We start from the raw sequence: 25,219 nt of genomic DNA, 5'->3' as shown, positions 1-25,219 counted from the left end.
GGATCAGGCGGCGTCCGCGTACCAGGCGGGCGACAGCACCGGCAGCGGCGTCGCCGCCTCGCGGCAGGCGTCCAGCAGGCCGTGGTCGGCCAGCGTGGGATGCTGCTGGCGGGCACGCGCCAGGATTTCCCCGGCCAGTTCCGCCATGCGCGCGACGTTGCAGTGCAGGCGGGCGACGAACGCGGCGTCGTCCAGCCGGTCGTTCAGCGCGCGATTGAGTTCGTGGAACCAGCCGATCAGGTACTGGTCCAGCAGGCGCCCGTCGGCCACCGCCGCGGCCTGCGCGCGGTTGGCCGCGCCCCAGTCGCGCAGCAGCGCCTGCATGCCCAGGTTGAGCGCGCTGGCCTGCTGCAGCGCCGGGCGCAGCCGGCCCAGTACCGCCAGGTCGGCGATGCGGTCGGTGCAGTACAGCGGCGCCAGCAGCGACCAGTAGTAGGTGTAGTCCCAGATCACCTTGACCGGCATCACCTGGGCGTCGCCGAACAGCGGGTACTGGTCCTGGTAGAGGGTCAGGGTGTTCTCGTAGAACGAGAAGTACAGCTGCTGGTACAGCTCGGCATACGGCGCGATGTCGCGCCCGGCGCGCTCGCGCCCGATCAGTTCGCAGATGTAGGTGTTGCTGATGGCGATGAAGTCGCTGCCCGGCGAGTAGAACGGGTCCAGGAACACGCCGGCCTCGCCGGTCAGCGCCCAGCGCTGCGCCGAGAACACCTGCTTGCAGCCGTAGGAGAAGTCGCGCAGGAACAGGAAGTCCTGCACCGTGTGCTCGCTGCGCTCCAGCGTGCTGGCCACCTGCGGCTGGTGGGCGCGCAGCCAGTCCATCGCCTTGGCGTGGGTGTTCATGGTCTCCAGCGGATGCAGGGCGGCATCGCAGACGATGCCCAGCGAATGCGCGCCGGAGGACAGCGGGATCAGCCAGAACCAGTAGCCGGGGCCGCACATGTGGTTGGTTGAGCGCCAGCGGTCCGGCGGCGTGCAGCGCTGCAGCCAGGCGCTGTCCTGCGACCAGCCGTTGGGATCGACCAGCCCGTCCACCCGCCACCATACCGCATTGGCCTGGTGCGCGTTGTCCTGGGCCAGGCCGAGCTTGCGCTTGAGCAGGCCGGCGCGGCCGCTGGCGTCGATCACCCAGCGCGCCTGCAGGTGGGCGTCGACGCCGTCGCGGCTGTAGCGCACGCAGTGCTCGCCGTCGTCCTCGGCCAGGTCGACGCCGCGCACCGTGCTGCCGTCGAGGAATTCCACGCCCATCTCGCGCGCGCGCTGCCCGAGGAAGTTCTCGAAGCGGCCGCGGTCGATCTGCCACGACGGGGTGGGCAGCAACTGGCTCACCCCCAGCTCGGTGCACTGGTCGATGTCCGCGCGCCCGTCGGAGAAGAAGAAGCGGAAGCCGAACTTGCGGATCTGCTCGGCATCCAGGTGCTCGCGCAGGCCCAGCACCTCGGCGAAGTAGTGCGCGCCGATCTCCACCGAGGATTCGCCGACCTTGAAGGCGGCCTCGCGCACCGGGTGCGCGCGCCGTTCCAGCACGCGGATGCGCAGTTGCGGGTCGCGCTGGCGCAACTGCAGCGCCAGGGTCAGTCCGGCCAGCCCGCCGCCCAGAATCGCCACATCCGCCTGCGCTGCATTCATGTCGTCTTTTCCTTGGCGACGGCCAGGGGGGCCGTGTCGAGGGTGCCGTCGGCGTCGTCGATCAGCACCGGGTTGGCGCGGGTGCGTCGGTACTCGCGTACCACGTGCCCATAGGTCCATACCTGCACGATCACGTGCGAGGTGATCTTCCACAGATCGCGCACCAGCCGGAAGTGGCTCTTGCGGAACGTGCCGGGGGTCTGGTTGGCGTAGCGGGTCTCGATCGGCACCGCCACCACCCGCGCGCCGGCCTGCCGCGCCGCGGAGATCAGCAGTTGCGCCTCGAACACGAAGCCTTCGCCGGGCACGTCGGGCAGGGTGTAGACCGAATGCGGATACAGGCGCTGGCCGCTCTGGCTGTCGACCAGGCGGAAGCCGCAGCCCCAGGCGATGCCCCAGTCGCCGAAATCGTTGCCGATGCGGCGGATCGGCGGCTGGCTGGCGCGCTTGCGCAGGCGCGCGCCGACGATCACGCAGCCGGGATGGCGATTGGCCGCGGCCAGCAGCCGCGGGAAATCGGCGGCGCTGTGCTGGCCGTCGCCGTCCATGGTCATCACCGCGCGCGCGCCCTGGCGCTGCGCCTCGGCGAAACCGCTGCGCAGCGCCGCCCCCTTGCCGCGGCGCTGCGGGTGGCGCAGCAGGGTCACCGGCAGGTCGGCGATGCAGTCGCTGGTGCCGTCGTCGGAGCCGTCGTCGACCACGATCACCCGCGGGCAGTGCGCCAGCGCGTCGCTGACCACCTCGCGGATGCGCAGTCGTTCGTTGAGGGCCGGAATCAGGATCGCGGCGTCGGCGGCGGTCAGCGGCGTGCGGCTCATGCGCGCAGGTCCACCTGCAGGCAGCGGCCGCCGCCTGCATCGAGCACGCAGCCGTTGCCGCCCAGCGCCAGCGTATCGAACAGCGGCAGCATCGGCGCCATCGCGTTGCCTGCGGCGTGGCGTGCCAGCGGGCCGTCGCCGACCGGTGCGGTGCCGTCGCGCAGTTTCACCTGTAGCTGCGGCTTGCCGTCGCGCGCGCCGGCGCTCAGCACCAGCGCGCCGCCGAGCAGGCCCTCGCTGCGTGCGATGCGGCCCAGCGCGCCCACCGAGCGGCTGTCGTAGCCGACCAGCAGCACCGCGTCTTCGCCCGCGGCCAGTTGCGACAGCGCTTCCAGCAGGCCCTGCGCGAAGCTGCCCGAGTGCGCACTGATCGCGGTCGCCGCGGCGGTGGCGCCGGCGCCGATGGTCCAGTAGCCGGCGGCGGCGTTGTGCACCGAGTTGTGGAACTTGGTCGGCGAGACCGACAGCGGTTCGCTGGCCAGGGTGGTGCACATGTAGTCGGTGATCGCCAGGTCGCCGTGGGTGGAGGTGAACACCGACGGCAGCGTGGCCGGGTCGCGGCCGGCGTCCTGGCAGGCGGCCAGCGCCGCGTCCAGCGACACCGCCACGGTGTCCGGCGCGCGGCGGCGTTCGTTGGGCGCCAGCAACTGCGGCGACGGCCGTGCCGGCGTCTCCTGCAGCGCGCCTTCGCCGCGGGCGAACGCCTGCGCCAGCGTCCACGACGGCAGCCCGGGCGCCCAGAAACCGATGCCTTCGATCGTCGCGCTCAGCATCGGCATGTTCATGCGCGGCCGAACAGCAGCGAGCAGTTGTTGCCGCCGAAGCCGAAGGAGTTGTTCATGGCGTAGCGGACCTGTGCATGGGCGGTGGCGAAGCGGATCTGCGGGCCGCAGGCGGGATCGGGCAGTTCGCTGTTGAGGGTGCCGGGCAGCAGGCCGTCGCGCAGCGCCAGCAGGGCGAACACCGACTCGACGATGCCGGCGGCGCCGAGCGTGTGCCCGGTCCAGGCCTTGGTCGAACTGGCGTGCAGGGTCGGCGGGAACAGCGCCGCCACCGCGGCGGCCTCGACGCTGTCGTTGGCCGGGGTCGCGGTGCCGTGCAGGTTCAGATACCCGACCTCGGCCGGATCCACCCCGGCGCGTTGCAGCGCACCGCGCATCGCCAGGCCGGCGCCCAGCCCCTGCGGATGCGGCGCGGACATGTGGTGGGCATCGCTGGATTCGCCGTAGCCGCACAGCAGCGCCTGCGCCGGCGGCGCGTCGGCGGCATCGGCGCGTTCCAGCAGCGCGTAGCCGCCGGCCTCGCCCAGCGACAGCCCGACCCGGCGCACGTCGAACGGCCGGCACGGCTCCGGCGACACCACCTGCAGCGAGTTGAAGCCGAACAGCACGCTGCCGCACAGCGTGTCCACCCCGCCGACTAGCGCCGCATCGACCACGCCGGCGGCGATCAGCCGCGCCGCCTGGGCGAACACCTTGGCGCTGGACGAGCAGGCGGTGGCGACGGTGATGCACGGGCCGCGCAGGCCGGTGGCGGCGCGCACGAAGTCGCCGAGCGAATGCGGGGTGTGCACGATCGGCCGATCCAAGTCGGCGGGCAGCCGCGGACCGTCCGCATCGTGATCGAGCCGGGTGTAGGCCTCCTCGCTGGCGCCGATGCTGGAGGTGGAAGTGCCCATCACCACCGCCACCCGGTCGGCGCCATGCCGCTGCGCCGCGGCGGCGACCGCGTCGGCCATGCCGTCCTGCTGCAGCGCCAGCCAGGCCAGGCGATTGTTGCGGCATTCCCATGCGGCCAGGGCCTCCGGCAGCGCGGCGGTTTCCAGGGCATCCACCCGGCCGATCCAGCATTCCAGCGGTTGCGGACCGAAATCGTTGCGACGCAGGCCGCTGCGGCCCTCGCGCAGCGCCGCGGCCTGGGCCTGCAGTCCGCTGCCGAGCGCATTGGTCGCGGTGTAGGCACGGATGGCCACGGGAGCCATGCGGGGCGACGAGGACGCTTCGGTCACGCGGTATTCCATACAAGGACAGTTACCGCAGTATATCGACGCATTCGGTCATGCCGTGAAACGCCAACGACGCGAACGTGAATGGCGCGCTTGCCCTGGATCCGTTCAGCGCGCGGCCGGCGTGCGCTTTCGCCGCTGGCGCATTTCCTCCACAATCGCTTGCCTTTCCACGCCAGGCGCACGCCACGGGCATGCAAGCCTACGTCTACAAAAGCCAACGCAAGCCGGACACCTATCTGTATCTCGCCGCCCGCGACGACTTCGGCCGGTTGCCGCCGGCGCTGCTGGCGTCGCTGCAGCCGCTGGCGTTCGTGCTCGAGGTGGCGTTGACCGCCGAACGCACGCTGGCCCGCGCCGATCCGGCCGCGGTGCGCGCCAACCTCGCCGGCTGCGGCTTCCATCTGCAATTGCCGCCGTCCCTGCCCGGCACCACCGATCGACACGATGACTGACTCCTTTCTCCGCGCGCGCGCGCCGATGCTCGCCGCCGCGCTGGGTGCGGTGCTGGCGCTGGCCGCCGGATTCGGCCCGCTGGCCGCCGCACTAGGCGCCTGGCTGGCGCAGCCGGCGTTCGCGCTGGCGCTGTCCTGGCACCGCGGCAGCCGGCCGCGTCCGCGTGCCGCGCGCGAGCTGATCGGCGCGGTGGCGCCGCTGCTGGCGCTGTGGGCCGGCGGCATGGCGCTGGTCGCGGTGCTGGTGGCCTGGCCGCTGGCGGCCCTGCACGACAGCGGCAGCCTGGCCGCCGCGCTGGCGCTGAGCGTGGCCGCCAGTGCCGCACTGCTCGGCCTGTGGCGGACCTGGCCGCTGTGGCACGCCAGCGACTGCGAGGACGGCGCGCTGGGCGCGCGCTGGCACGCGCTGGCGCAGCAAGACGTGCAGGCCTGGCGCGGTCTGGCGGTGGCCGCGCTGGTGCTGGTGCTGGCCGGGCTCGGCGTGGTGCTGGCCTGGCCGGGACTGCTCGCCGACGCCGCACGCTGGCCGCTGGCGCTGGCCTATGCGCTGCTGTCGCCGCTGCTGCATGCCGGCCTGCAACGGGTGGCACCGCCGCAGACGCTGACCCCGCCGGTGTCCTCCGCCGACCTGTTCGCCGAATTGAGCGCCAACACCGCGCCGCGCGCCGACGAGCCGGCGCCCGCGCAGGACGAACTGCATGCGGCGCTGTACGACGCCGCCCGCGGCGGCCGCGTCGACCGCGCGCTGCAGTTGCTGCAGGCCGGCGCCGATCCGCATGCGCTGCCCGCCGCCGAGTGGCGCGACCAGCGCAGCCTGCCGGTGCTGGCCGCGGTGCTGCCGGACCTGCGCCTGCTGCGCGAACTGATCGTGCGCGGGGTCGACGTCAATCGCCCGCACCTGGGCATGACCCCGCTGCTGGCCGCCACCCGCGACAGCTGGCATGGCCGCCCGGAAGCGGTGATGACCCTGCTCGCCAACGGCGCCGACCCGCGCGCCAGCGACGGCGACGGCAACACCCCGTTGCATCACGCCGCGCGCAGTTCCGATCCGGGCGTGGCCGCGCTGCTGCGCGACGCCGCCGCCGAACTGGACGCGGCCAACCGCGACGGCCTGACCCCGCTGGCGGTGGCCTGCCAGGTCGGCAACTGGCGCATGGCCAAGTTCCTGCTCGAGCGCGGCGCCAAGCCGGAGCCGGCCGACGCCAGCCCGGTGCTGCTGGCCGCCGCCGGCACCGAGGAAGACGATCCGGCCGGCGTGCAGTTGCTGCTCAAGCACAAGGCGCGGGTCGACGCGCGCGATCGCCAGCGCCGCAGCGCGCTGCACGAGGCGGCGCAGGCCGGCCACGTGGAGATCGTGCAGGCCCTGCTCGGCGCCGGCGCCAACCTGGAAGCGCGCGATGCGCTGGGCCGCACGCCGTGGCTGGAAGCCGCCCGCCACGGTCGCGTGGCGGTGCTGGAACGGCTGCTGCCGCACAAGCCGGACCTGGTCGCGGTCGATGGCGACGGCCGCAACGCGATCCTGCTGGCCTGCACCGCCGACCACGTCGCCCCCGGCCTGATCCGGCGCCTGCTGGAGCTGGGCGTGGCGCCGGCGCAACCGGACCAGAGCGGCCGCCGCGCGGTCGACCTGGCCGCCGAGGCCGGGCGCTGGGCGATCGTGTCCGCGTTGGACCCGGACTATCCGCTGCCGGCCGCGGTCAGCGACGGCCAGGGCGAAACCGGCCCCGCCGGCCTGCCCGACCGGCCGCCGCTGGAACTGCTGCGCGAAGGCCTGCAACTGGGCCAGCCGCGCGACGGCCTGGCCGCGCTGGCGCGGCTGTGCGCGGCCGAGGAACTGGGCGCGCTGCTGCACGATGCGCCGCTGGCGCTGAACGCGCAGGCGGTGGACTGGCTGCTGGCGCACGGCGCCGAGCCGGAGGTGCTCGATGCCTGCGGCGACACCCCGATGTTCGCGCTGCTCTCGCGCGGCGTGGAGGCGGTGCCCAGCCTGCAGGCGATGCTGCGCCACGGCGTGTCGCCGGCCGGCCGCGGCGGCCTGACCCGTCTGCTCGCCGCCTGCGCCCAGCACGATCACGCCTCGCGCGCGCTGGAACAGTTCGCCCTGGAACTGCTCGAGCGCGGCGCCGATCCATTCGCGCCATCGCCGGCCGGCGATCCGCCGCTGTCGCTGGCGGTGCGGCTGGGCTGGCTGCGCCTGCAACTGCAACTGCTCGAACGCGGCGCCGACCGCGAGGCCCGCGACAGCCACGGCATGACCGCGCTGCACCTGGCCGCCGCGCTGGGCCGCGAGGCCTCGCTGAAACTGCTGATCCAGCAGGGCGCCTCGCCGGACGCGCGCGCCGCCGACGGCCAGACCCCGCTCGGCGTGGCCCTGGCCAGCGGCCGCCGCGACCTGGCCGACTGGCTGGACTGGCGCACCTGGCCGCTGCCGCGGCGCCCGCTGCGCGAGGCCGACGTGCCGGCCGCGGCGATGGTCGGCGATGCCGAGGCGATCCGCCGCCTGATCGACCTGGGCCTGCCGGTGGATGCGGTGGACGCGCAGGGTTGCACCGCGCTGCTGCGCGCCGCCGGCGGTGGCCATGCCGCGGCGGTGAAGCTGCTGCTCTCGCGCGGCGCCGATCTGCAGCACGCCGCGGCCAGCGGCGCCACGCCGCTGTCGGCGGCGGTGAGCATGCGCCAGACCGAGATCGTCGCGGCCTTGCTGCAGGCCGGCGCGCAGATCGAACACCGCCTGCCCGGCGGGGTCACCGTGCTGATGCTGGCCTGCGCGCTGGGCCTGCCCGACATCGCCGCGCGGCTGCTGGCCGCCGGCGCCGACGTGCATGCCGGCGACGCCCAGCAACTGGCGCCGCTGCATTGCGCGGCGCTGTACGGCTTCACCGCGCGCGACAAGACCCGCCTGCTGGCCCTGCTGGACACCTTGCTGCTGGCGGGCGCCGAGGCCGACCGCGGCTCCGCCGGCGGGGTCACGCCGCTGCTGCTGTTGCTGGGCGCGCGCGCCGAACCGGGCACGGCCTGCGAGGAGCCGGTGGTGCTGGCCGGCGTCGAGCGTCTGCTCGACGAGGACGTCAGCCTGGAGGTGCAGGATCCGCGTGGCTTCGGTCCGCTGCACCTGGCCGCGCTGCACGGCCTGCCGCTGCTGGTGCAGCGCCTGCTGCGCGCCGGCGCCGATCCGGAACTGCGCGATACCTTGAACCGCACCCCGCGCGAGATCGCGGTGATGCGCGGCTTCGTCGACGTCGCCGGGCAGTTCCAGCCGGCGCTGCCGGGGGTGTCGTCGATGGCGCGGTTCCTGCGCGAAAGCCGCTAGCGCTTTTCCTTCTCCCAGCGAGAGAAGGTGGCCCTGAGGGCCGGATGAGGGGAGGGCGCCGCCACGCCTCGCCCATTGCACTGCGTCTCGTGCCGCACCCTCACCCCAATCCCTCTCCCGGTGGAGGGGGGCTTGCGGCAGCGCGGTGCGCCGCAGCGCCCCAAAAAAATGCCCGCCGGAGGGCGGGCGAATGCGTCATGGTGGGTACGTCGCTGCTGTCGGAACCGCTGCGGGAGGGCCTCCTCCCGCGCACGTTGCGCGGCGGCGAACGGCGCCGCCGCGCGGTCGGGCGTTTACTGCCGCGCCACCACGGTCAGGCCGCTGTAGCTGCCGCTCAGGCGCACGTAGTAGGTCGTGGCGCTGGACGGGGTGAGGCGCACCGTCTGGGTGGTGCCGGCGCGGGTGGAGCGCGCGTCGTAGCTGCTGCTGGTCGGCGTCTTGCCCGCCGCCACGTACATCGCCACGTTGCCGGTGCCGCCGAAGGTCATGAAGCTCACCGCCGTGCCGGCCGCGGCCTGGAAGCTGTACAGCCTGTCGCCGCCCTGGCTGCCGATACCCCGCATCTCGACCTTGTTGACCAGGGTCTTGGTCGGCGGCACGCAGCTGCTGTCCGAGGGATCGCACGGCGGGGTGGTGGCCATCTGCAGCAGCATGTCGATGTCGAGGATGCCGGCGCCGATCGGCGTGGTGGTGGGGATCGCCACCGGGAACGGCCGCGCGCTGGCGCGCAGCAGATCGCGCATGCCGGTCCAGCTGAGCGGGGTCTTGGCCACGCTCTGCACCATCGCCACCGCCGCGGCCACGTGCGGGGACGCCATCGAGGTGCCGGCCATGCCGCCGATCTGCCAGTCGCTGGTTGGGCCCTGCGTGCCGCCGTTGAGCACCTGGAAGATGTAGCCGTTCGGATTGCCGTCGACGTCGCCGCCGCCGCCCGGCGCGGCGATGTCCACGCGGGTGCCGTAGTTGGAGTAGCTGGCGCGGCCGCCGTTGACCCGCGAGGCGCCGACGCTGATCACGCCGTTGCAGGACGACATGGTGTAGGTGGCGGCATCGGCATTGGAGTTGCCGGCGGCGACCACGATGATCGTGCCCTTGGCGTTGATCTGGTCGATCGCGTCCTGGTAGATCTGCGGGCAGGTGTCCGGGCCGCCGCTGCCCAGGCTCATGTTGATGACCTCGGCCGGGTTCGGATTGGTCGGCAGGCCGGCCACCGGCAGGCCCGCGGCCCACAGCATGCCGTCGGCGATGTCGCTGCCGAAGCCGCCGCAGGAGCCGAGCACGCGCACCGGCACGATCTTGGCGTCGTAGGCCAGGCCGGCGGTGGCCAGGTTGTTGTTGGTGACCTGGGCGATGGTGCCGGAGACATGGCTGCCGTGCCACGAGCTCGGCTCCGCCGCGTTGCCGGACCCGCCCAGCGCATTGCAGTAATCGGCCTCGACCCAGTCGCCCAGGTCGTAGCCGCCGGCCGCGCGGCCGTCGGTGTCGCGGCGCGAGACGCGGTGGTCGGTGATCATGTCGTAGCCGGGCAGCACGTTGGCGGCCAGGTCCGGGTTGTCCTTGACCACGCCGGTGTCGACCACCGCCACCACCACGCCCTTGCCGGTGGAGCGGGTCCAGGCGGCTTCGGCGTTGACCCCGCCGACCGGGTCGTGGAAGTTCCACTGCAGCTTGGCGTAGGCCGGATCGTTGGGCGTGGTGGAGGCGGCGGCCGCCATCGCCGCCGGCAGGCGCACGCTGGCCTCGTCCAGGCGCCGGTACAGGCGGTCGACCTGCACCGACACCACCGACGGGTCGGCCTTGAGTTCGTTGATGAAGGCGGTGCGTTCGCTGTCGCTGAGGTGACGCGAGGTCTGCACCACGTGCCAGCCCGGCACCGCCATGTCGCGCAGCACCTTGGCGCTGACCGCGCTGCGCAGCGTCAGGCCGTTGCTGGCGATCTGCGCGCGCTGCATGCCGCTGCGCGCCACCGCGCTGCTCAGGGTGGTGGCGAGCAGGCTGCGCGCCTGGGTGCCGCCGTCGCGGGTCTTGACGATGAAGCGCTGGCCCAGGTCGTTGGGGCTGGCCGATTGCGGCATCGGGCCGTGCACGCCACCCAGGCCGATGGTGGGAGTCGCCGCCTGCGCGGCGCCGGCGAACAGGATGGCGGCGAGGGCAGCGGCGAGCGTATTGGAAGACATCATCTGCAGATCCTGGAAAGAGAAGTGAGAAGAAAGAAAACGGCGCCGCACGCGGCGCCGCGTTGGGTCACAGGTCAATGCCCACGCCGATGCCGGCGGAGGACTCGCCGCTGCTGAAGGCGCCGCCCAGGCTGAACGAGGCGCGCTCGCCGAGCTTGCGGGCGTAGCCGATCGACAGCGCCTGCTGCCCGCCCTGGAAGCCGGCGCCGACCGACACGCGCCCGCGCGGGCTCTGCGTGCCCGCGGCGTTGACCGCCATGTTGAGCATCGCCGCGCTCATCGCGCCGAGCCGGTCCATGCGCCGGTCCATGCCGTCGAGGCGGTGTTCGGTGTCGGTGCGCAACTGGTTGAAGCTGTCGTCCAGCGCGGTGATTCGGGTGTTGGTGTAGGCGTTGGCGCTGCTCAGGGTGGCGCTGTTGCCGGCGCGCATCTGCGCCACGTTGACCGCGTCGGTGTCGGCGCTGCCGGCGGCGACGTTGGCGACCTGGCGCTCGTTGCCGGCGCTGCCCACCGACACCGTGTTGGCGCGGTTGGCGACCGCGCCCTGGCCCAGCGCCACCGAGTTCGCGGCGCTGGCCGAAGCACCCTGGCCCAGCGCGGTGGCCGAGGCCGCCGACGCGTTGGCGCTTTCGCCCAGCGCCACCGCATTGGTCGCCACCGCGGCGACGCGGGCGTTGGCGCCGACCGCGGTACTGCCATCGGCGTTGACCGTGGCGTTGCCGCCGATGGCGGTGTCGTTGGGACCGTAGGCCAGTGCCTGCGCGCCCATCGCCAGGCCGTTGTTGCCGTTGGCGGTGGCCCCGGAGCCCACGGCCACGGCATTGGTGCCGGCACCGGTGCTGGGCGCGGTGGCCGCGCCGCCACCGTCGCCGACGCTGATGCCGCCGGAGCCGCCGAGGGTGTTCAGGCGGTTGCCGAAACCGGTCAGCGCGGTGTCCAGCGCACCCATCGCCGAGCCCAGGTCGGTGTAGTGGTTGCCCTGCACCAGGTAGTTGCCGCCGATCAGGGTGCCGTTGGCGTCGACCACGCTGCCGGCGCCGAACGCGGCGGCGACGTTGCGCAGTTGCGCCAGGTTGACCGCATCGGTGTCCAGGGTGCCGGCGGCCAGGTTGGTGAGCTGGCGCTCGGCGCCCACCGCGCCGATGGACACGGTGTTGTCGCGCTCGTTGACCGAGCCGGCGCCCAGCGCCACGCTGTGGTTGGTGATGGTCGTTTGGCCGTTGACGAACTTCGAGTTGCCGACCCGGGCGCCGGGGCCGATCGCGATCGACTGGTCGCCGAACACGTCCGCGCCGGTGCCCACGGCGATGCTGTCGTAGAACAGCACCGGGGTCTCGCGGAAGAATTCGCCGTTCCACACCATTCCCCCGCCCAGGGCCAGGCTGCGGGTGCCGCCAGCCCAGGAGCCGTTGCCGAGCGCGGTGGAGCCGACGCCGAGGGCGAGCGCGGCCGGGCCGACCGCCGTGCCGTCGTCGCTCTGTGCGAACGCGCTGGGACCGATCGCAACGCTGTGCGCGCCCCAGGCGCGCGCGCCGTTGCCGAAGGCGGTGGCCCACTCGGCGGTGGCCTGGCTCTGTGCGCCGACGGCGACGGCCGCGTACTGGTTGGCCACGGCGGTGGAACCCACGGCCACGGTCCGCTGCGAACTGGCCTCGGCCAGTGCGCCGACCGCGGTCGCGTTGTAGGCGGTGGCCATCGCACCACCGCCCAGCGCGGTCGACAGCGGACCGGTGGCCTGGGTGGCCTGCAACTGCATGCCTTCGCTGCTCAAGCCGTCTTCGCCCACGTCGACGATGCCGCCGACGGCGACGCTGGAACGGTCGCTGGCGATCGCGCCGGCACCGGCGGCTACGTTGAACTTGCCGCTGGCCTGCGCGCCGGCGCCCAGCGCGGTCGCGGCCATGCCGGTGGCGGAGGTCTGCTGCAGGATCGTCACACCGCCGGGCAGGTACGCGTAATCCACGTCGAGCATGCCGCCGATGGCGGTGGTGGAGATCTCGGTGGCCAGGCTGTTGTGGCCCACCGCCAGGGCGTGGTTGGCATAGCTGACCGCACCGCCGCCGATCGCGATGGTGCCGGTGCCGACCGCCGAGGCGGCTTCGCCGGCGGCCAGCGCTTCGTCGCCGTCGGCCTCGGCGCCGGCGTTGCTGTCGGCGCTGCCGGTGGCCTTGAAGTAGACGCTGGGATCGTAGGTGGTCGCGGCCGGGGTCGCGCTGGCGTCGCTGGGCGTGGCGTCGGTGCCGGTGGACTGGGCCGTGCCGGCCGCCGTTGTCGTGGTGGTGGTGGGCGTCTGCGCCATCGCCGTCGAGGTCAGGCACAGCGCGCAGGCCAGGGCCAGGGTGCTGGTCGCACGGGGCATCGGATGACGGGCGGCGGCGCCGCGCAGGGAAGTGCAATCGTTCATGGCGATCTCGGGCTGGGAAACGGCAGGGCAGAAGGTGACGTCGGCGGCGCGCGTGCGCCTCCGCATCGGTCAGGAGTGGTCTGGGAGCCGCGCCGTCGTCCCCGGGCGCGTTCCGTCATGCGAACTTAGGCCCGCCGTCACCGGCTTGTCACCTGCAAGTTCTCGCATGATCATCATCGGATTCTCACTGAACGGGAATGGAGCACGGCGGCATGGCGAAGGCGTTCTGGAACTGGCTGGGCCGCGCGCCGCTGATGGACGAGGTGGACCGGCGCAATGCGCGGGTGATCCAGTTGCTGCTGCTGTTCCTGGCGGTAACCATTCCGGTCACGCTGGTGATCGCGCTGGTGCTGGCATGGCCGCAGCTGCGCGGGCAGCCCGTGCAACCCGGCCTGGTCATCTCGTTGACCATGAGCCTGCTGATCGGGGTGTGCGCGGCGATCGGCTTCGTGCGCGTGCGCCATGGCGCCTTGCGCGGCGGCGTGCGGCTGCTGCTCGGGGCGATGCTCGGTTCGCTGCTGGTCAATGCCGCCATCCATGGCTTCCAGCGGCAGCTGCCGGACCAACTGGCGCAGATGCTGGTGCTGATCCTGGCCGGCCTGGTGCTCGGGCGCCGCGCGCTGTGGGTGACGTTCGCGGCGCTGCTGCTGATGCTCGGCGTCGGCGTCGGCCATGACGCGCTGCTGGAACTCGCCGATACGCCCGCCCAGGCGTTCTTCAACGTGCTGCCGGTGCTGTTCAGTTACCTGCTGGTGGCGCTGCTGCTGGACCGCACCACCGAGGCGTTGCGCGAGAGCCTGCGCGAATCCAATGCGCGCGGCCAGCGCCTGCAGCAGGAGATGCAGGAGCGCGAACGCGCGCAGACCCAGCTGATCCACGCGCAGAAACGCGAGATCACCGAGCGCATGGCCAGCGGCCTGGCCCACGACTTCAACAACATCCTGGCGGTGATGTCCGGCTTCGCCGCCGCGCGCCACGACGACGATCTGGCCAGCGACGCGCAGCGCATCGCGCACCTGGAGGACAGCCTGGCGGCAGTGGAGGAATCGGCCGAGCGCGGCATGACCATCGTGCGCCGGCTGCTGCGCTTCAGCCGCCGCGATGCCGAGCATGTCGAACGTTTCGACGCCGCGGCCGCGGTGGAGGCGCTGCAGCCGATGCTGCGGCAGTTGCTGGAAGCGCGGATCGTGCTGCGCTGCGCGCTACCGGCGGCACCGGCGCCGATCCGCTTCGAGCGCAGCCAGTTCGACCTGATGCTGCTCAACCTGGCGTCCAACAGCCGCGACGCGATCGCCGACCGCGGCCATTTCGACATCGCCGTGTCCAGCGCGGACGAGGGCACCGTCATCGAGGTCGCCGACGACGGCCACGGCATGGCGGCGGAGGTGGCCGCACAGGTGTTCGAGCCGTTCTACAGCACCAAGCCGGCCGACAGCGGCACCGGCCTGGGCCTGGCGGTGGTGCGCGACCTGGTGGTGCGCGCCGGCGGCCGCATCCAGGTGCACAGCACGGTGGGCGTGGGCACGCGCTTCCGCATCGTGCTGCCGCATGCCGATGCGGTGCCGGTGTCGGCGCAGGCACTGGCGTAGAGAACGCGGGCCTCGACCGCCCGCGCCACACGGCGCGCCGGCGAGCGGCGGGTCAGCCGGCGGGATCGAAGATGTAGCCCTTGCCGTGCACGGCGGCCAGCGGCAACGGTTCGCCGCAGCGGCGCTGCACCTTGCTGCGCAGGCGGTGCACCATCGAATCCAGGCGATGTGCGTCGAAGTCGTAGACGCGGTCGGTGAGCGCGGCGATCAACGCCTCGCGCGCCACCAGCAGGCCCGGTTGCTCGAACAGGCGCAGGCACAGGCGGCGTTCGCTGCCGGTCAGCGCGGCGGCGGCGCCGGACGGCGACAGCAGGCACCAGCCGTCTTCGCTGACCTGCCAGCGTCCGCGCGGCGGCGCCGCGGGCAGGCGCCCGCTGACGCGCCGCGCCAGGCTGTGCAGGGTCGCGGCGAGCAGGTCGATTTCCACCGGCTTGGACAGATAGGCGTCGGCGCCGCCGGTCAGGCCGCGGATGCGGTCCTCGGTCTGGCCGAGGCTGGTCAGCATGACGATGCCGAGGTCCGGATACTGCTGGCGCAGCGCGCCGGCCAGGGTGAAGCCGTCGGTGTCGGGCAGGCCGACATCCAGCACCACGATCTCGGCGCCTTCGCGCTGCACCCGTTGCTGCAGTTCCGCGCCGGTGCCGCAGCCGTCGGCGGCGAAGCCGAAGCGGCGCAGACCCGGCACCAGGATGCGGTCGCGCAGTATCGGATCGTCCTCCAGGACCAGGGTGCGCAGGGCGGCGGCAGCGGGATCGGAAGTCATGCGCAGGCGCAGTGTAGCCGCAGCCGCGGGCTTGCGCGCGCCTGAACGGAGCTCCGCGGCGATTACGCAACGCAAACACCGGCGCTGGCAGACTCGCGGCTCCTCCGCCCCGGCGCCCACGATGGCCTCGCGAATCGAAGACTACGCCATGCTCGGCAACTGCCGCAGCGCGGCTCTGGTGGACCGTTGCGGCTCGATCGACTGGCTGTGTCTGCCGCGCTTCGATTCCGACGCGTTATTCGCCGCCCTGCTCGGCGAACCCGACCACGGCCGCTGGGCGATCGCGCCGCAGGGCGCCTTCACCAGCACCCGCGCCTACCGCGACGGCAGCCTGGTGCTGGAGACGCGGTTCGAGACCGACACCGGCGCGGTGGCGCTGCTGGACTTCATGGTCGCCAGCCACGACGAAGTGCTGCACAACCACGTGGTGCGGATCGTGCGCGGGTTGCACGGGCGGGTGCCGCTGCGCATGCAGCTGCAGTTGCGCTTCAACTACGGGCGCACCATTCCCTGGGTGTCGCAGATCGACGGCGGCCTGCACGCGGTGGCCGGGCCGGACCAGATCGCGTTGCGCAGCCCGCAGGCCATGCACGGCCACGGCTTCGCCACCGAGGCCGAGTTCGTGCTGGAGGCCGGCGAGAGCACCTGGTTCGTGCTCAGCCACGGCGCCTCGCACCTGGAACTGCCGCCTTTGCTGGAGCCGGAACAGGCGCTGGCGCAGACCGAGGCGTTCTGGCACGGCTGGTCGCACCGTTGCCTGGATGCCGGCCCGTGGACCGAGGCGGTGCGGCGCTCGCTGGTGGTGCTGAAGGGGCTGAGCTACCTGCCCACCGGCGCGATCGTCGCCGCGCCGACCACCTCGCTGCCCGAGCGCCTGGGCGGCGAGCGCAATTGGGATTATCGGTTCTGCTGGTTGCGCGATGCGGTGTTCACCCTCACCGCGTTGCGTGCGGCCGGCTACTTCGACGAGGCCGCCGCCTTCCATGGCTGGCTGCAGCGCACCGTGGCCGGGTCGCCGGACCAGTTGCAGGCGCTGTACGGCATCGGCGGCGAGCGGCGCATGTCCGAATGGGAGGTGGAATGGCTGCCCGGCTACGAAGGCGCCTCGCCGGTGCGCGTGGGCAATGCCGCGGTCGGCCAGTTCCAGCTCGACGTCTATGGCGAGGTGATCGCCGCGTTCCACCGTGGTCACCACGAGGGCATGGCCTCGGCGGTGCATGGCCGCTCGCTGGCGCGGCAGTTGCTGGAGGTGCTGGAAGAGCGCTGGCGCGAGCCGGACGAAGGCATCTGGGAGATCCGCGACAAGCGCCAGCACTTCGTGCATTCCAAGGTGATGGCGTGGCTGGCGTTCGACTGCGGCGCGCGCGATGGCGTCACCGACGCCGATGCCACGCAACGCGCTCACTGGCGCGCGCTGGCCGACGAGATCCACGCGCAGGTGCTGGCGCAGGGCGTGCACCGCGACGGCTACTTCGTGCAGAGCTACGGCAGCGAGCGGCTGGACGCGGCGACATTGCTGATCCCGCTGGTCGGCTTCCTGCCGCCGGACGATCCGCGCGTGGCCGCCACCGCCGACGCCATCGCCGAACGCCTCAGCATCGACGGGCTGGTCGAGCGCTACCGCGCCGACGGCAGCGGCGACGGCCTGCCGGCCGGCGAGGGCACCTTCGTCGCCTGCAGCTTCTGGCTGGTGGAGAACTATGCGTTGCTCGGCCGCCGCGAGCAGGCGCAGGCGCTGTTCGAACGCCTGCTCGGCCTGTGCAACGACGTCGGCCTGCTGGCCGAGGAATACGACCCGCGCAGCGGCCGCATGCTCGGCAATTTCCCGCAGGGCTATTCGCACGTGGCGCTGGTCCACGCGGCGCTGCGCCTGCATGGCTTGATCGGCGAACAGGATACCCATCCATGAGCGATGCCTCCCAGACCACCCCTCCCTGCCTGATCGTGGTGTTCGGCGCCCGCGGCGACCTGACCCGCCGCCTGGTGCTGCCGGCGCTGTACAACCTGCGCCACAGCGGCGCGCTGCCCGAGGAATTCGCGGTGATCGGCGTGGACCACGGCGCGGTCAGCGAAGTGGCGTGGCGGCGCATGCTCGGCGATGCGATGCGCGGGCTGATGGCCGACCGCGACGCCGAGTTCAAGGCCGACGGCCTGGACGAAGAGGTATGGGGCTGGCTGCGCTCGCGCCTGCACTACCTGCGCGGCGACTTCAACGACGCCGGCACCTATCGCAGCCTGGGCGGGCTGCTGGACAAGATCGGCGCGCAGTACCGCACCGGCGGCAACGTGCTGTTCTACCTGGCCACCGCGGCGCGCTTCTTCGCGCCGGTGATCGAGCAACTGGGCGCGGCCGGGCTGGTCAAGCAGAGTACCAACGGCGGCTGGCGCCGGGTGATCGTGGAGAAGCCGTTCGGCCACGACCTGCAGAGCGCGCGCGAGCTCAACGCCATCGTCGGCCGCGTGCTCGACGAGGACCAGGTGTTCCGCATCGACCATTTCCTCGGCAAGGAAACGGTGCAGAACATCCTCGCCTTCCGCTTCGCCAACGGCCTGTTCGAGCCGGTGTGGAACCGCGACCGCATCGACCACGTGCAGATCACCGCGGCCGAGACCATCGGCGTGGAAGGCCGCGGCGGCTTCTACGATCCCACCGGCTGCCTGCGCGACATGGTGCCCAACCACCTGTTCCAGTTGCTGGCGATGATCGCGATGGAACCGCCGGCGGCGTTCACCCCGGCGGCGATGCTGCGCCGGCGCGCCGAGGTGATCGAGGCGGTACGGCCGCTGAGTCCCGCCGACGTGGTCCGCGGCCAGTACGCGGCCGGGGCGATCGGCCGCAACGCGGTGCCCGGCTACCGCGAGGAAGACACGGTGCCGCCGGATTCCAACACCGAGACCTACGTGGCGATGAAGCTGCAGGTCGATACCTGGCGCTGGGCCGGCGTGCCGTTCTACCTGCGCACCGGCAAGCGCCTGCGCGAGCGCACCACCGAGATCGCGATCCGCTTCAAGCCGGCGCCGCTGGCGCCGCTGCGCAGCGCCGAGATCGGGGGATACGGCCCGGACTGGCTGGTGCTGCACATCCAGCCCGACGAGGGCATCTCGCTGCAGTTCGACGTCAAGCGCCCGGGCGCACGGGTCAGCCTGGCGCCGGTGCGCATGGACTTCCGCTACCGCGACTGGTTTCCCAAGGAATACACGGTGGGCTACGAACGCCTGCTGCAGGACTGCATGCACGGCGAGGCCGGCCTGTTCCAGGACGCGACCATGGTCGAGGCGGCCTGGACCATCGTGCAGCCCATCCTCGATGCCTGGCAGACCTCGGCCGACGAAACCCCGCAGTACCCGGCCGGCAGCGCCGGCCCGGCGGCGGCCGACGCGCTGCTGGCGCTCAACGGCGGCCACACCTGGCGCACCCTGACCGCCGGGCGTCGCCCGCCGCCGCGGCGCCCGCCGGAGGCCGGCGCCACGACCGAGACCCGGCCGGTGACGCCGGCGCCGAAGCGCAGCGGGGCCAAGGCGGCCGATGCGTCCGCTTCGCCCAAGGCACGCAAGTCGACCAGGGCCAAACCCGCCGCGGCGCCAGCGAAGACGCAGGCGGCGAAGAAGGTCGCCAAGCGCACCGCGAAAAAGGCCGTCAAGCGTGCGCCCAGCAGCGCCGCGAAGCGTCCCGCACGAAAGCGCTGAAGCAAGCGCTGAAGCGGTGCCCCGGGCGCTGGCGTGAGCGCCAGTGCTCGGGGAGATGCTTCCATGTCAGGAGGAGCGGCGCAGCGATGGCGGCTGGCTCCTGCAGTCGGGGCTGAAGCCCCTCCCACAATGCAAGGATTGGCGGCGTGCGGAACTAGCGCGTGCACCCAGCATTAGCCTTCGCGTCGGCATGGCAGTGCGCTGCGTCACCGCGGCGGAAGCCGTCGAACCCCCCCTCGTAGGAGCGGCTTCAGCCGCGACAGGCATTATCGGGAATGCTCGTCGCGGCTGAAGCCGCTCCTGCAATCGCCGCGATACATCATGCCCAGCCGCGGCAATAACGCGTTATGGGAGGTGCCCTTCACGCGAACCACGCTGTAATGAGTGCGCTGCTTGGCGATTGGTCAGTACCCAATCGCGATCCGTCGAGCGCGACGATGACATGCCCACCATGACCGCCGCCGTCTGCAGCGACGAGCGCACATCACGCAGCGCACGCCTGCGACACCGCTGGCCGCGTGGCTCCGGCCGCAGCATCCAAGCCACCCGCATCAACTGCGCTGCTGTTCCGCGCCTGTCGCGCCCGTCGTCTCCGCCGGCCCGGCCGTTGGATCGTTGACGTCGGCCTCGAACAGCTGGGTCAGATCGGCACGCGCCGCACGCGCGGTCTGCACCACCGCCGCGTCGTCGTCGTAGACCAGGTGCTGGGCGCGCAACAGTTGCGTGTCGTGCTCGCGGAAGCGGGCGATGCGGTCGCGTGCGGTGGCCGCATCCAGGCCCAGGCCGAGCAGTACCTGCTCACTCAGTTCCAGGCTGGAGGCGAACACCTCGCGGAACGGTTCGGCGCCCAGGTCCATCAGCCGCCAGGCGTGCTGGCGGTTGCGCGCGCGCGCCAGCACCCTGGCGTTGGGGTAGAGCCGGCGGATCAGCCGCGTGGTCTTGATGTTGGTCTCCGGGTCGTCCATCGCCACCACGAAGAGGCGGATGCCGTCGCTGCCGGCCGCGCGCAGCAGGTCCGGGCGACTGGGGTCGCCGTAGTAGAGCTGGTTGCCGAAGCGGCGCAGGTCCTCCACCGTGTCCGGATTGTGCTCCAGCGCCACGAACGGGATGCGCTGCGCGGTCAGCAGGCGCGCCACGATCTGGCCGAAGCGGCCCATGCCGGCGATCAGCACCTGCGCGCGCTGCGTCTCCACCGTGTCGTACTGCGCTGCCGGCGTTTGTGGCTGCTTGCCCTTGCCGGCCTCGCTGCCGCCGAGCAGGCGCTGCATGCCGATCAGCAGCAGCGGCGTCAGCGCCATCGACACGCCGACCACCGCGACCAGGCGGTCGTGGGTGGCATCGTCGAGCAGGCGCACGCGCTGCGCCTCGGTGAACACCACGAAGGCGAACTCGCCGCCCAGCCACAACAGGCTGCCCAGCAGCAGCGCGCTGCGCCAGGGCAGGCGCAGCACGCGGCCGATGCCGGCCAGCAGCGCGAACTTGACCAGCAGCAGCGTGGCCACCGCACCGGCGATCAGCCACGGCTCGGCGACGATGCGGTCCAGGTCGATGCCCATGCCCACGGCGATGAAGAACACGCCCAGCAGCAGGCCCTGGAACGGCTCGATCTGCGCCTCCAGCTCGTGGCGGAACTCCGAATCGGCCAGCAGCACGCCGGCCAGGAACGCGCCCAGGCTGGGGCTCAGGCCGGCCTTCTGCAGGAACCAGGCAGTGCCCAGCACCACCAGCAGCGCGCTGGCGGTGAACACCTCGGGCATGCGCGTGCGCGCCACCGTGCGGAACAGGTGGCGCAGCACGAAGCGCCCGCACACCACCACCAGCGCCAGCGCGCCCAGCGCCTGGCCCACTTCCGCCCAGGTCAGGGTGTCGTTCTTGGCGCCGCCGAGCAGCGGCACCGCGGCCAGCAGCGGGATCGCGATCAGGTCCTGGAACAGCAGGATGGCGAAGCCGAGCCGGCCGTAGTCGCTGTTGAGTGCCTTGCGCTCGGCCAGCAGCTGCAGGCCCACCGCGGTGGACGACAGCGCCAGCGCCAGGCCGATCACCAGCGCGCTCTTCCAGTTCAGGCCCATGCACAGCGCCAGCGCACCCAGCGGCAGCGCGGTCAGCGCCACCTGCGCCGAGCCCGCGCCGAACACCGCATGCCGCATCACCTTCAAGCGCGCCGGCGACAGCTCCAGGCCGATCAGGAACAGCAGCATCACCACGCCGATCTCGGCGGCGTTGAGGATGCGCTCGGTGTCCTGCACGAAGCCCAGTCCGTCCGGTCCCAGCACCACGCCCGCGGCGAGGTAGGCCAGCACCGCGCCCAGGCCCAGCCGCTTGAACACCGGCACCGCGATCACCGCGGCCAGCAGCAGCACCAGCGCCAGTTCCAGGCCGCCGCTATGCACGAGTCGTCTCCATCGGCGCATTATGCGGCCGCCAAGGCGACCGTCTGCTGACCCGGGCTGTGTGCGGGTGTCGGCTGGGCGCCGCGCATCCTAGAGGTCGGGGGCGGATATAGGCAGCGGTGCTGCGGGCCTTCGCGTGGAGGGGGGCGCCTTGACCGGAGCGCCGGGTTGCCCTGTCGCCTGGCCTGCTGGCGTGGTCGCGTCGCGCCCGAAGGGCGCCCTCGAGCAAGCACAAGCGCACACGCGTAGGAGCGGCTTCAGCCGCGACCGTGCCTTACCGGTAGAGCCTCGTCGCGGCTGAAGCCGCTCCTACGAGAGCGCTATGCGCGGCGAACACCGCTGATGCGAGGGGCCCTGAAGTCTCTCCCACAGGAATGACGTGCCGCGGTCGGGGCCGTTCTGGAGCCAGCGACACACGCGAGCCGTGAGCACCGGGCAGCCGACCGACGCCCCTGTGGGAGGGGCTTCAGCCGCGACGCGCGGATGTCGGCATCGCAACAGCGACCCCTGCCGCCGCGGACGCTGCATCGGCTGCACCACCGCATCGATGACCTGGATCATCCCCGCGCCGCGGCCAGCCGTGTACCGTTAGCACATTCGCTCGCCTCTGCCGCCGCCATGAGCACCTATCACCTGCAGTCCGTGTTCCGCCCCGCCTCGGTCGCCATCGTCGGCGGCAGCCCGCGCGAGCGCTCGGCCGGGCGCGCGGTGGTGCGCAGCCTGCGCGCGGCCGGGTTTCCCGGGCAGATCGGCTGGGTCAGCCCGCGCTACCGCGAGATCGATGGTGTGCCCACGGTGCGCCGCCTCACCGATCTGCCCTGGGTGCCGGACCTGGTGGTGATCACCGCGCCGGCGCGGATGGTGCCGCGCATCGTGTCGATCGCCGCGCGGCGCGGCGTGGCCGCGGCGATCATCCTCACCGCCGGGCTCGGCAGCGGGCCGGGCTCGGCCGCGGCGCGGGTGGAGAGCGCCGCGCGCGCCAAGGGCCTGCGCATCCTCGGTCCGCACTGCCTGGGCGTGATCGCCCCGCATGCGCGGCTCAACGCCAGCATCGCCGCGCACTGCCCGCAGCCGGGCGACCTGGCGCTGATCTCCGAATCCAGCGCCATCGCCGCGGCGCTGGTGGAGTGGGGCGTGGCGCGCGCGGTCGGATTCTCCGCGGTGGTCTCGCTGGGCGATGCGCTGGACGTGGACTTCGCCGACCTGCTCGACTACTTCGCCACCGACTACCGCACCCGCGCCATCCTGCTCTACGTCGAAGATATTCGCGATGCGCGCAAGTTCATGTCCGCCGCGCGCGCCGCCGCCCGTGCCAAACCCGTGGTGGTGGTGAAGTCGGGCCGGCAGCTGCGCATCGATCCCAACGCCGACACCCACGTGCAGGCGCTGGCCAGTTCCGATGCGGTGTACGGCGCCGCGTTCGCCCGTGCCGGCCTGCTGCGGGTACGCGCGCTGGACGAACTGTTCGCCGCGGCCGAGACGCTGGGCCGGCTCAGCACCTTCCCCGGCCGGCGCCTGGCCATCCTCAGCAACGGCGGCGGCGTCGGCCGCCTGGCGGTGGATACCCTGGCCGATCTCGGCGGCACCCTGGCCGCACTGTCGGCGCCCATCCAGCAGCGGCTGGACGCGGCGCTGCCGCAGGAGTGGTCGCACCGCAATCCGGTGGACATCGTGGTGGACGCCGACGGCGAGCGCTATGCCGCCGCCGCCGGTGCGCTGCTGGACGATCCGGAGAACGACGCGGTGCTGGTGGTCAACGTGCCGACCGCGTTCACCTCCTCCGCCGACGCGGCGCAGGCGCTGACCCGCATCCTCGGCCAGCGCCCGCGCCACCACCGCGACAAGCCGGTGTTCGCGGTGTGGCTAGGCAACGACGAAAGCGCCACCGCCACGCTCAACGCCGCGCGCATCCCCACCTACGCCACCGAGGCCGACGCGGTGCGCGGCTTCATGCACCTGGTGCGCTACCGCGAGGCGCAGGCGGCGCTGATGGAAACGCCGCCGAGTCTGCCCGACGATTTCGCCTTCGACGCCGCCGCCGCGCGCGGCATCGTCGATGCCGCGCTGGCCGCCGGGCAGACCTGGCTGGATCCGCTGGCGACCACGCGGCTGCTGGCCGCCTACGGCATTCCCACCGCGGCGGTGGCGCATGCCGCCGATGCCGAGGCCGCGGCGCAGGTGGCCGCGCCGATGCTGGCGCAGGGCTCGGCGGTGGCGGTGAAGATCCATTCGGCCGACATCCCGCACAAGTCCGACGTGGACGGCGTGCGCCTCAACCTGGTCAGCGTGGAGGCGGTGCGCGACGCGGCCGAGGGCATCCTCGCCCGCGCGCGCGCCGCACGTCCGGATGCGCGTATCGACGGCGTGCTGGTGCAGCCCTCGCTGCTGCGGCCGAAGGCGCGCGAGCTGATCGCCGGCATCGCCGACGATCCGACCTTCGGCCCGGTGATCGTGTTCGGCCGCGGCGGCACCGCGGTGGAGGTGATCGACGACAAGGCGCTGGCGCTGCCGCCGCTGGACCTGCGCCTGGCCCACGAACTGATCGGCCGCACCCGCGTCAGCCGCATCCTCAAGGCTTACCGCGACGTGCCGGCCGCCGACGAACGCGCGGTGGCGATGGTGCTGGTCAAGCTGGCGCAACTGGCGGCCGACCTGCCGGAGATCCGCGAACTAGACATCAATCCGTTGCTGGCCGACCGCGATGGGGTGATCGCGGTCGACGCGCGGGTGGCGGTGGCGCCGTCGCGGCGCCTGCACAAGGGCCGCGGCCATCCGCGTTTCGCGATCTTCCCGTATCCCAAGGAGTGGGAGCGGCGCATCGTGCTCAACGACGGCAGCACCGCGCTGGTGCGCCCGGTGCGGCCGGAGGACGATGCGCTGTTCCGCAGCTTCTTCGCCCGCGTCACCGACGAGGACCTGCGCCTGCGCTTCTTCCAGGCGGTCAAGCATTTCAGCCACGAGTTCATCGCGCGCCTGACCCAGCTCGACTACGCACGCTCGATCGCGCTGGTGGCGATCGAGCCGCGCAGCGGCGACATGCTCGGTGCGGTGCGCCTGCATGCCGATGCCGATTACGATCGCGGCGAATACGGCATCCTGATCCGCTCCGACCTCAAGGGCCACGGCATCGGCTGGCAGCTGATGCGGATCATGATCGAGTACGCCGGCTGGCTCGGCCTCAAGGTGGTCGAAGGCCAGGTGCTGCGCGAGAACCGCACCATGCTGGCAATGTGCCAGCAGCTCGGCTTCAAGGCCACGCCGGATCCGGACGACGCCACGCTGATGGACGTGGTGTTGCCGGTGGCGCAACACTGACGGGTGCCGCCGCGATGTCGACGTTCTCGCCCAGCGTCCTGCAGCCGCGCCACGCGATCCTGTCCGGCTTGCCGGATGCTGCCGCGCTGGAAATCCTGCTGCGCCCGTTCCTGCGTGACGGCGAGATCGTGGATACGGCGATCCGCCTGGACGGCATCGCGCTGCCGTCGCTCCGGCTCGGCGATCTGGCCGGCCAGCGCTTCGACTTCCCGCGCAACCCGCACGCCGGCTACATCGACGGCTCGCTCTACCTGGACGGCGCGCACCACCCCGTCGACGTCGACATGCTGACCTTCAACCTCGCGCGCGACGGGCAACTGACGCTCGTGGCCAAGGGCGTGTATGCGTTCGATGTCGAGGGCCTTGGCGACCTGGGCAAGGTGCCCTTCATCCTGGCGGCGCGGGTGAGCTCGTGCGCGTTGTAAGTGGCCTAGACCGCGCAGGCCGCAGCGCTCATCGGCACCGCTCCCCATGGGTTCAGCGACGATCATGAAGTACATCGCGCGCTACTACGACGGCGACACGCTGCTGCGCGCGCGTCGATTGCTACGCGAGAAGGGGATCGCCACGCACGTCCTGCAGGAGGAGTCGCGAAGGTTGGGCAGCAGGTCGGCTGAGCGAGCGCAGGCGCCGGCACGCCTGACGCCACGCATCCCTGCGTCGTTCGCCGCGCTCTG

The 25,219-nt window shown here is 72.3% G+C and carries 15 protein-coding genes; 7 read left to right on the top strand and 8 right to left on the bottom strand.

What is annotated here, in order from left to right; genetic code table 11:
- Positions 1 to 3: 3 nt before the first annotated feature.
- From NUG21_RS20180 to NUG21_RS20165, 4 genes are read right to left on the bottom strand one after another with little or no spacing between them, the layout of a single operon-like run.
- Positions 4 to 1,629: an NAD(P)/FAD-dependent oxidoreductase gene (locus NUG21_RS20180; protein ID WP_263391846.1), complete on the bottom strand. Its 1,626-nt coding sequence runs from the start codon at positions 1,627 to 1,629 to the stop codon at positions 4 to 6.
- The gene (locus NUG21_RS20175) at positions 1,626 to 2,447 is read right to left on the bottom strand and encodes a glycosyltransferase family 2 protein (protein ID WP_263391845.1); all 822 of its coding nucleotides are present in this window, start codon (positions 2,445 to 2,447) and stop codon (positions 1,626 to 1,628) included. The genes NUG21_RS20180 and NUG21_RS20175 overlap by 4 nt, the downstream gene beginning before the upstream one ends.
- On the bottom strand, positions 2,444 to 3,220 hold the full coding sequence (locus NUG21_RS20170; protein WP_263393129.1) for a beta-ketoacyl synthase chain length factor: 777 nt from the start codon (positions 3,218 to 3,220) through the stop codon (positions 2,444 to 2,446). The genes NUG21_RS20175 and NUG21_RS20170 overlap by 4 nt, the downstream gene beginning before the upstream one ends.
- A gap of 8 nt (positions 3,221 to 3,228) precedes the next feature.
- Complete coding sequence (locus NUG21_RS20165) at positions 3,229 to 4,428, bottom strand: beta-ketoacyl-[acyl-carrier-protein] synthase family protein (protein WP_263391844.1); 1,200 nt, start codon at positions 4,426 to 4,428, stop codon at positions 3,229 to 3,231.
- Positions 4,429 to 4,646: 218 nt separating this feature from the next.
- Between NUG21_RS20165 and NUG21_RS20160 the strand changes: the two genes are divergently transcribed.
- Positions 4,647 to 4,907 carry a YcgL domain-containing protein gene (locus tag NUG21_RS20160; RefSeq protein WP_017909431.1) on the top strand — a complete coding sequence of 87 codons (261 nt, stop codon included), beginning with the start codon at positions 4,647 to 4,649 and terminating at the stop codon, positions 4,905 to 4,907.
- Positions 4,900 to 8,217, top strand: a complete 3,318-nt coding sequence (locus NUG21_RS20155) for an ankyrin repeat domain-containing protein (protein ID WP_263391843.1) — start codon at positions 4,900 to 4,902, stop codon at positions 8,215 to 8,217. The genes NUG21_RS20160 and NUG21_RS20155 overlap by 8 nt, the downstream gene beginning before the upstream one ends.
- Positions 8,218 to 8,510: 293 nt before the next feature.
- Here the strand turns inward: NUG21_RS20155 and NUG21_RS20150 are convergent, their stop codons facing one another.
- Entirely contained in the window at positions 8,511 to 10,397 is a 1,887-nt protein-coding gene (locus NUG21_RS20150; protein WP_263391842.1) for a S8 family peptidase, read from the bottom strand.
- 64 nt (positions 10,398 to 10,461) lie between these two features.
- Positions 10,462 to 12,798, bottom strand: coding sequence for a YadA-like family protein (locus NUG21_RS20145; protein WP_263391841.1), 2,337 nt, complete (start codon positions 12,796 to 12,798; stop codon positions 10,462 to 10,464).
- A gap of 212 nt (positions 12,799 to 13,010) precedes the next feature.
- Here NUG21_RS20145 and NUG21_RS20140 point away from each other — a divergent pair, with 212 nt between their 5' ends.
- Entirely contained in the window at positions 13,011 to 14,387 is a 1,377-nt protein-coding gene (locus NUG21_RS20140; RefSeq protein ID WP_263391840.1) for a sensor histidine kinase, read from the top strand.
- A 52-nt stretch (positions 14,388 to 14,439) separates the two neighbouring features.
- Here NUG21_RS20140 and NUG21_RS20135 read toward each other — a convergent pair whose 3' ends face one another.
- The gene (locus NUG21_RS20135; RefSeq protein WP_160946972.1) at positions 14,440 to 15,150 is read right to left on the bottom strand and encodes a response regulator transcription factor; all 711 of its coding nucleotides are present in this window, start codon (positions 15,148 to 15,150) and stop codon (positions 14,440 to 14,442) included.
- A gap of 121 nt (positions 15,151 to 15,271) precedes the next feature.
- On the opposite strand from NUG21_RS20135, the gene NUG21_RS20130 reads away from it, so the two are divergent.
- Both NUG21_RS20130 and zwf read left to right on the top strand, forming a co-directional pair.
- On the top strand, positions 15,272 to 17,059 hold the full coding sequence (locus tag NUG21_RS20130; RefSeq protein WP_263391839.1) for a glycoside hydrolase family 15 protein: 1,788 nt from the start codon (positions 15,272 to 15,274) through the stop codon (positions 17,057 to 17,059).
- Positions 17,056 to 18,837, top strand: coding sequence for a glucose-6-phosphate dehydrogenase (gene zwf / locus NUG21_RS20125; RefSeq protein WP_263391838.1), 1,782 nt, complete (start codon positions 17,056 to 17,058; stop codon positions 18,835 to 18,837). The genes NUG21_RS20130 and zwf overlap by 4 nt, the downstream gene beginning before the upstream one ends.
- Before the next feature lie 551 nt (positions 18,838 to 19,388).
- Here zwf and NUG21_RS20120 read toward each other — a convergent pair.
- Positions 19,389 to 21,227: a monovalent cation:proton antiporter-2 (CPA2) family protein gene (locus tag NUG21_RS20120; protein ID WP_242082920.1), complete on the bottom strand. Its 1,839-nt coding sequence runs from the start codon at positions 21,225 to 21,227 to the stop codon at positions 19,389 to 19,391.
- A gap of 618 nt (positions 21,228 to 21,845) precedes the next feature.
- On the opposite strand from NUG21_RS20120, the gene NUG21_RS20115 reads away from it, so the two are divergent.
- Positions 21,846 to 24,542 (top strand): bifunctional acetate--CoA ligase family protein/GNAT family N-acetyltransferase, encoded by a 2,697-nt coding sequence (locus NUG21_RS20115; protein ID WP_263391837.1) that lies wholly within the window; start codon positions 21,846 to 21,848, stop codon positions 24,540 to 24,542.
- A 14-nt stretch (positions 24,543 to 24,556) separates the two neighbouring features.
- The gene (locus NUG21_RS20110) at positions 24,557 to 24,967 is read left to right on the top strand and encodes a hypothetical protein (protein ID WP_019796134.1); all 411 of its coding nucleotides are present in this window, start codon (positions 24,557 to 24,559) and stop codon (positions 24,965 to 24,967) included.
- Positions 24,968 to 25,219: the final 252 nt, after the last annotated feature.

This window comes from Xanthomonas sp. CFBP 8445 (assembly GCF_025666235.1).
Classification (GTDB): Bacteria; Pseudomonadota; Gammaproteobacteria; order Xanthomonadales; family Xanthomonadaceae; genus Xanthomonas_A; species Xanthomonas_A indica.
This window is presented reverse-complemented; position numbering and strand designations above follow the sequence as displayed.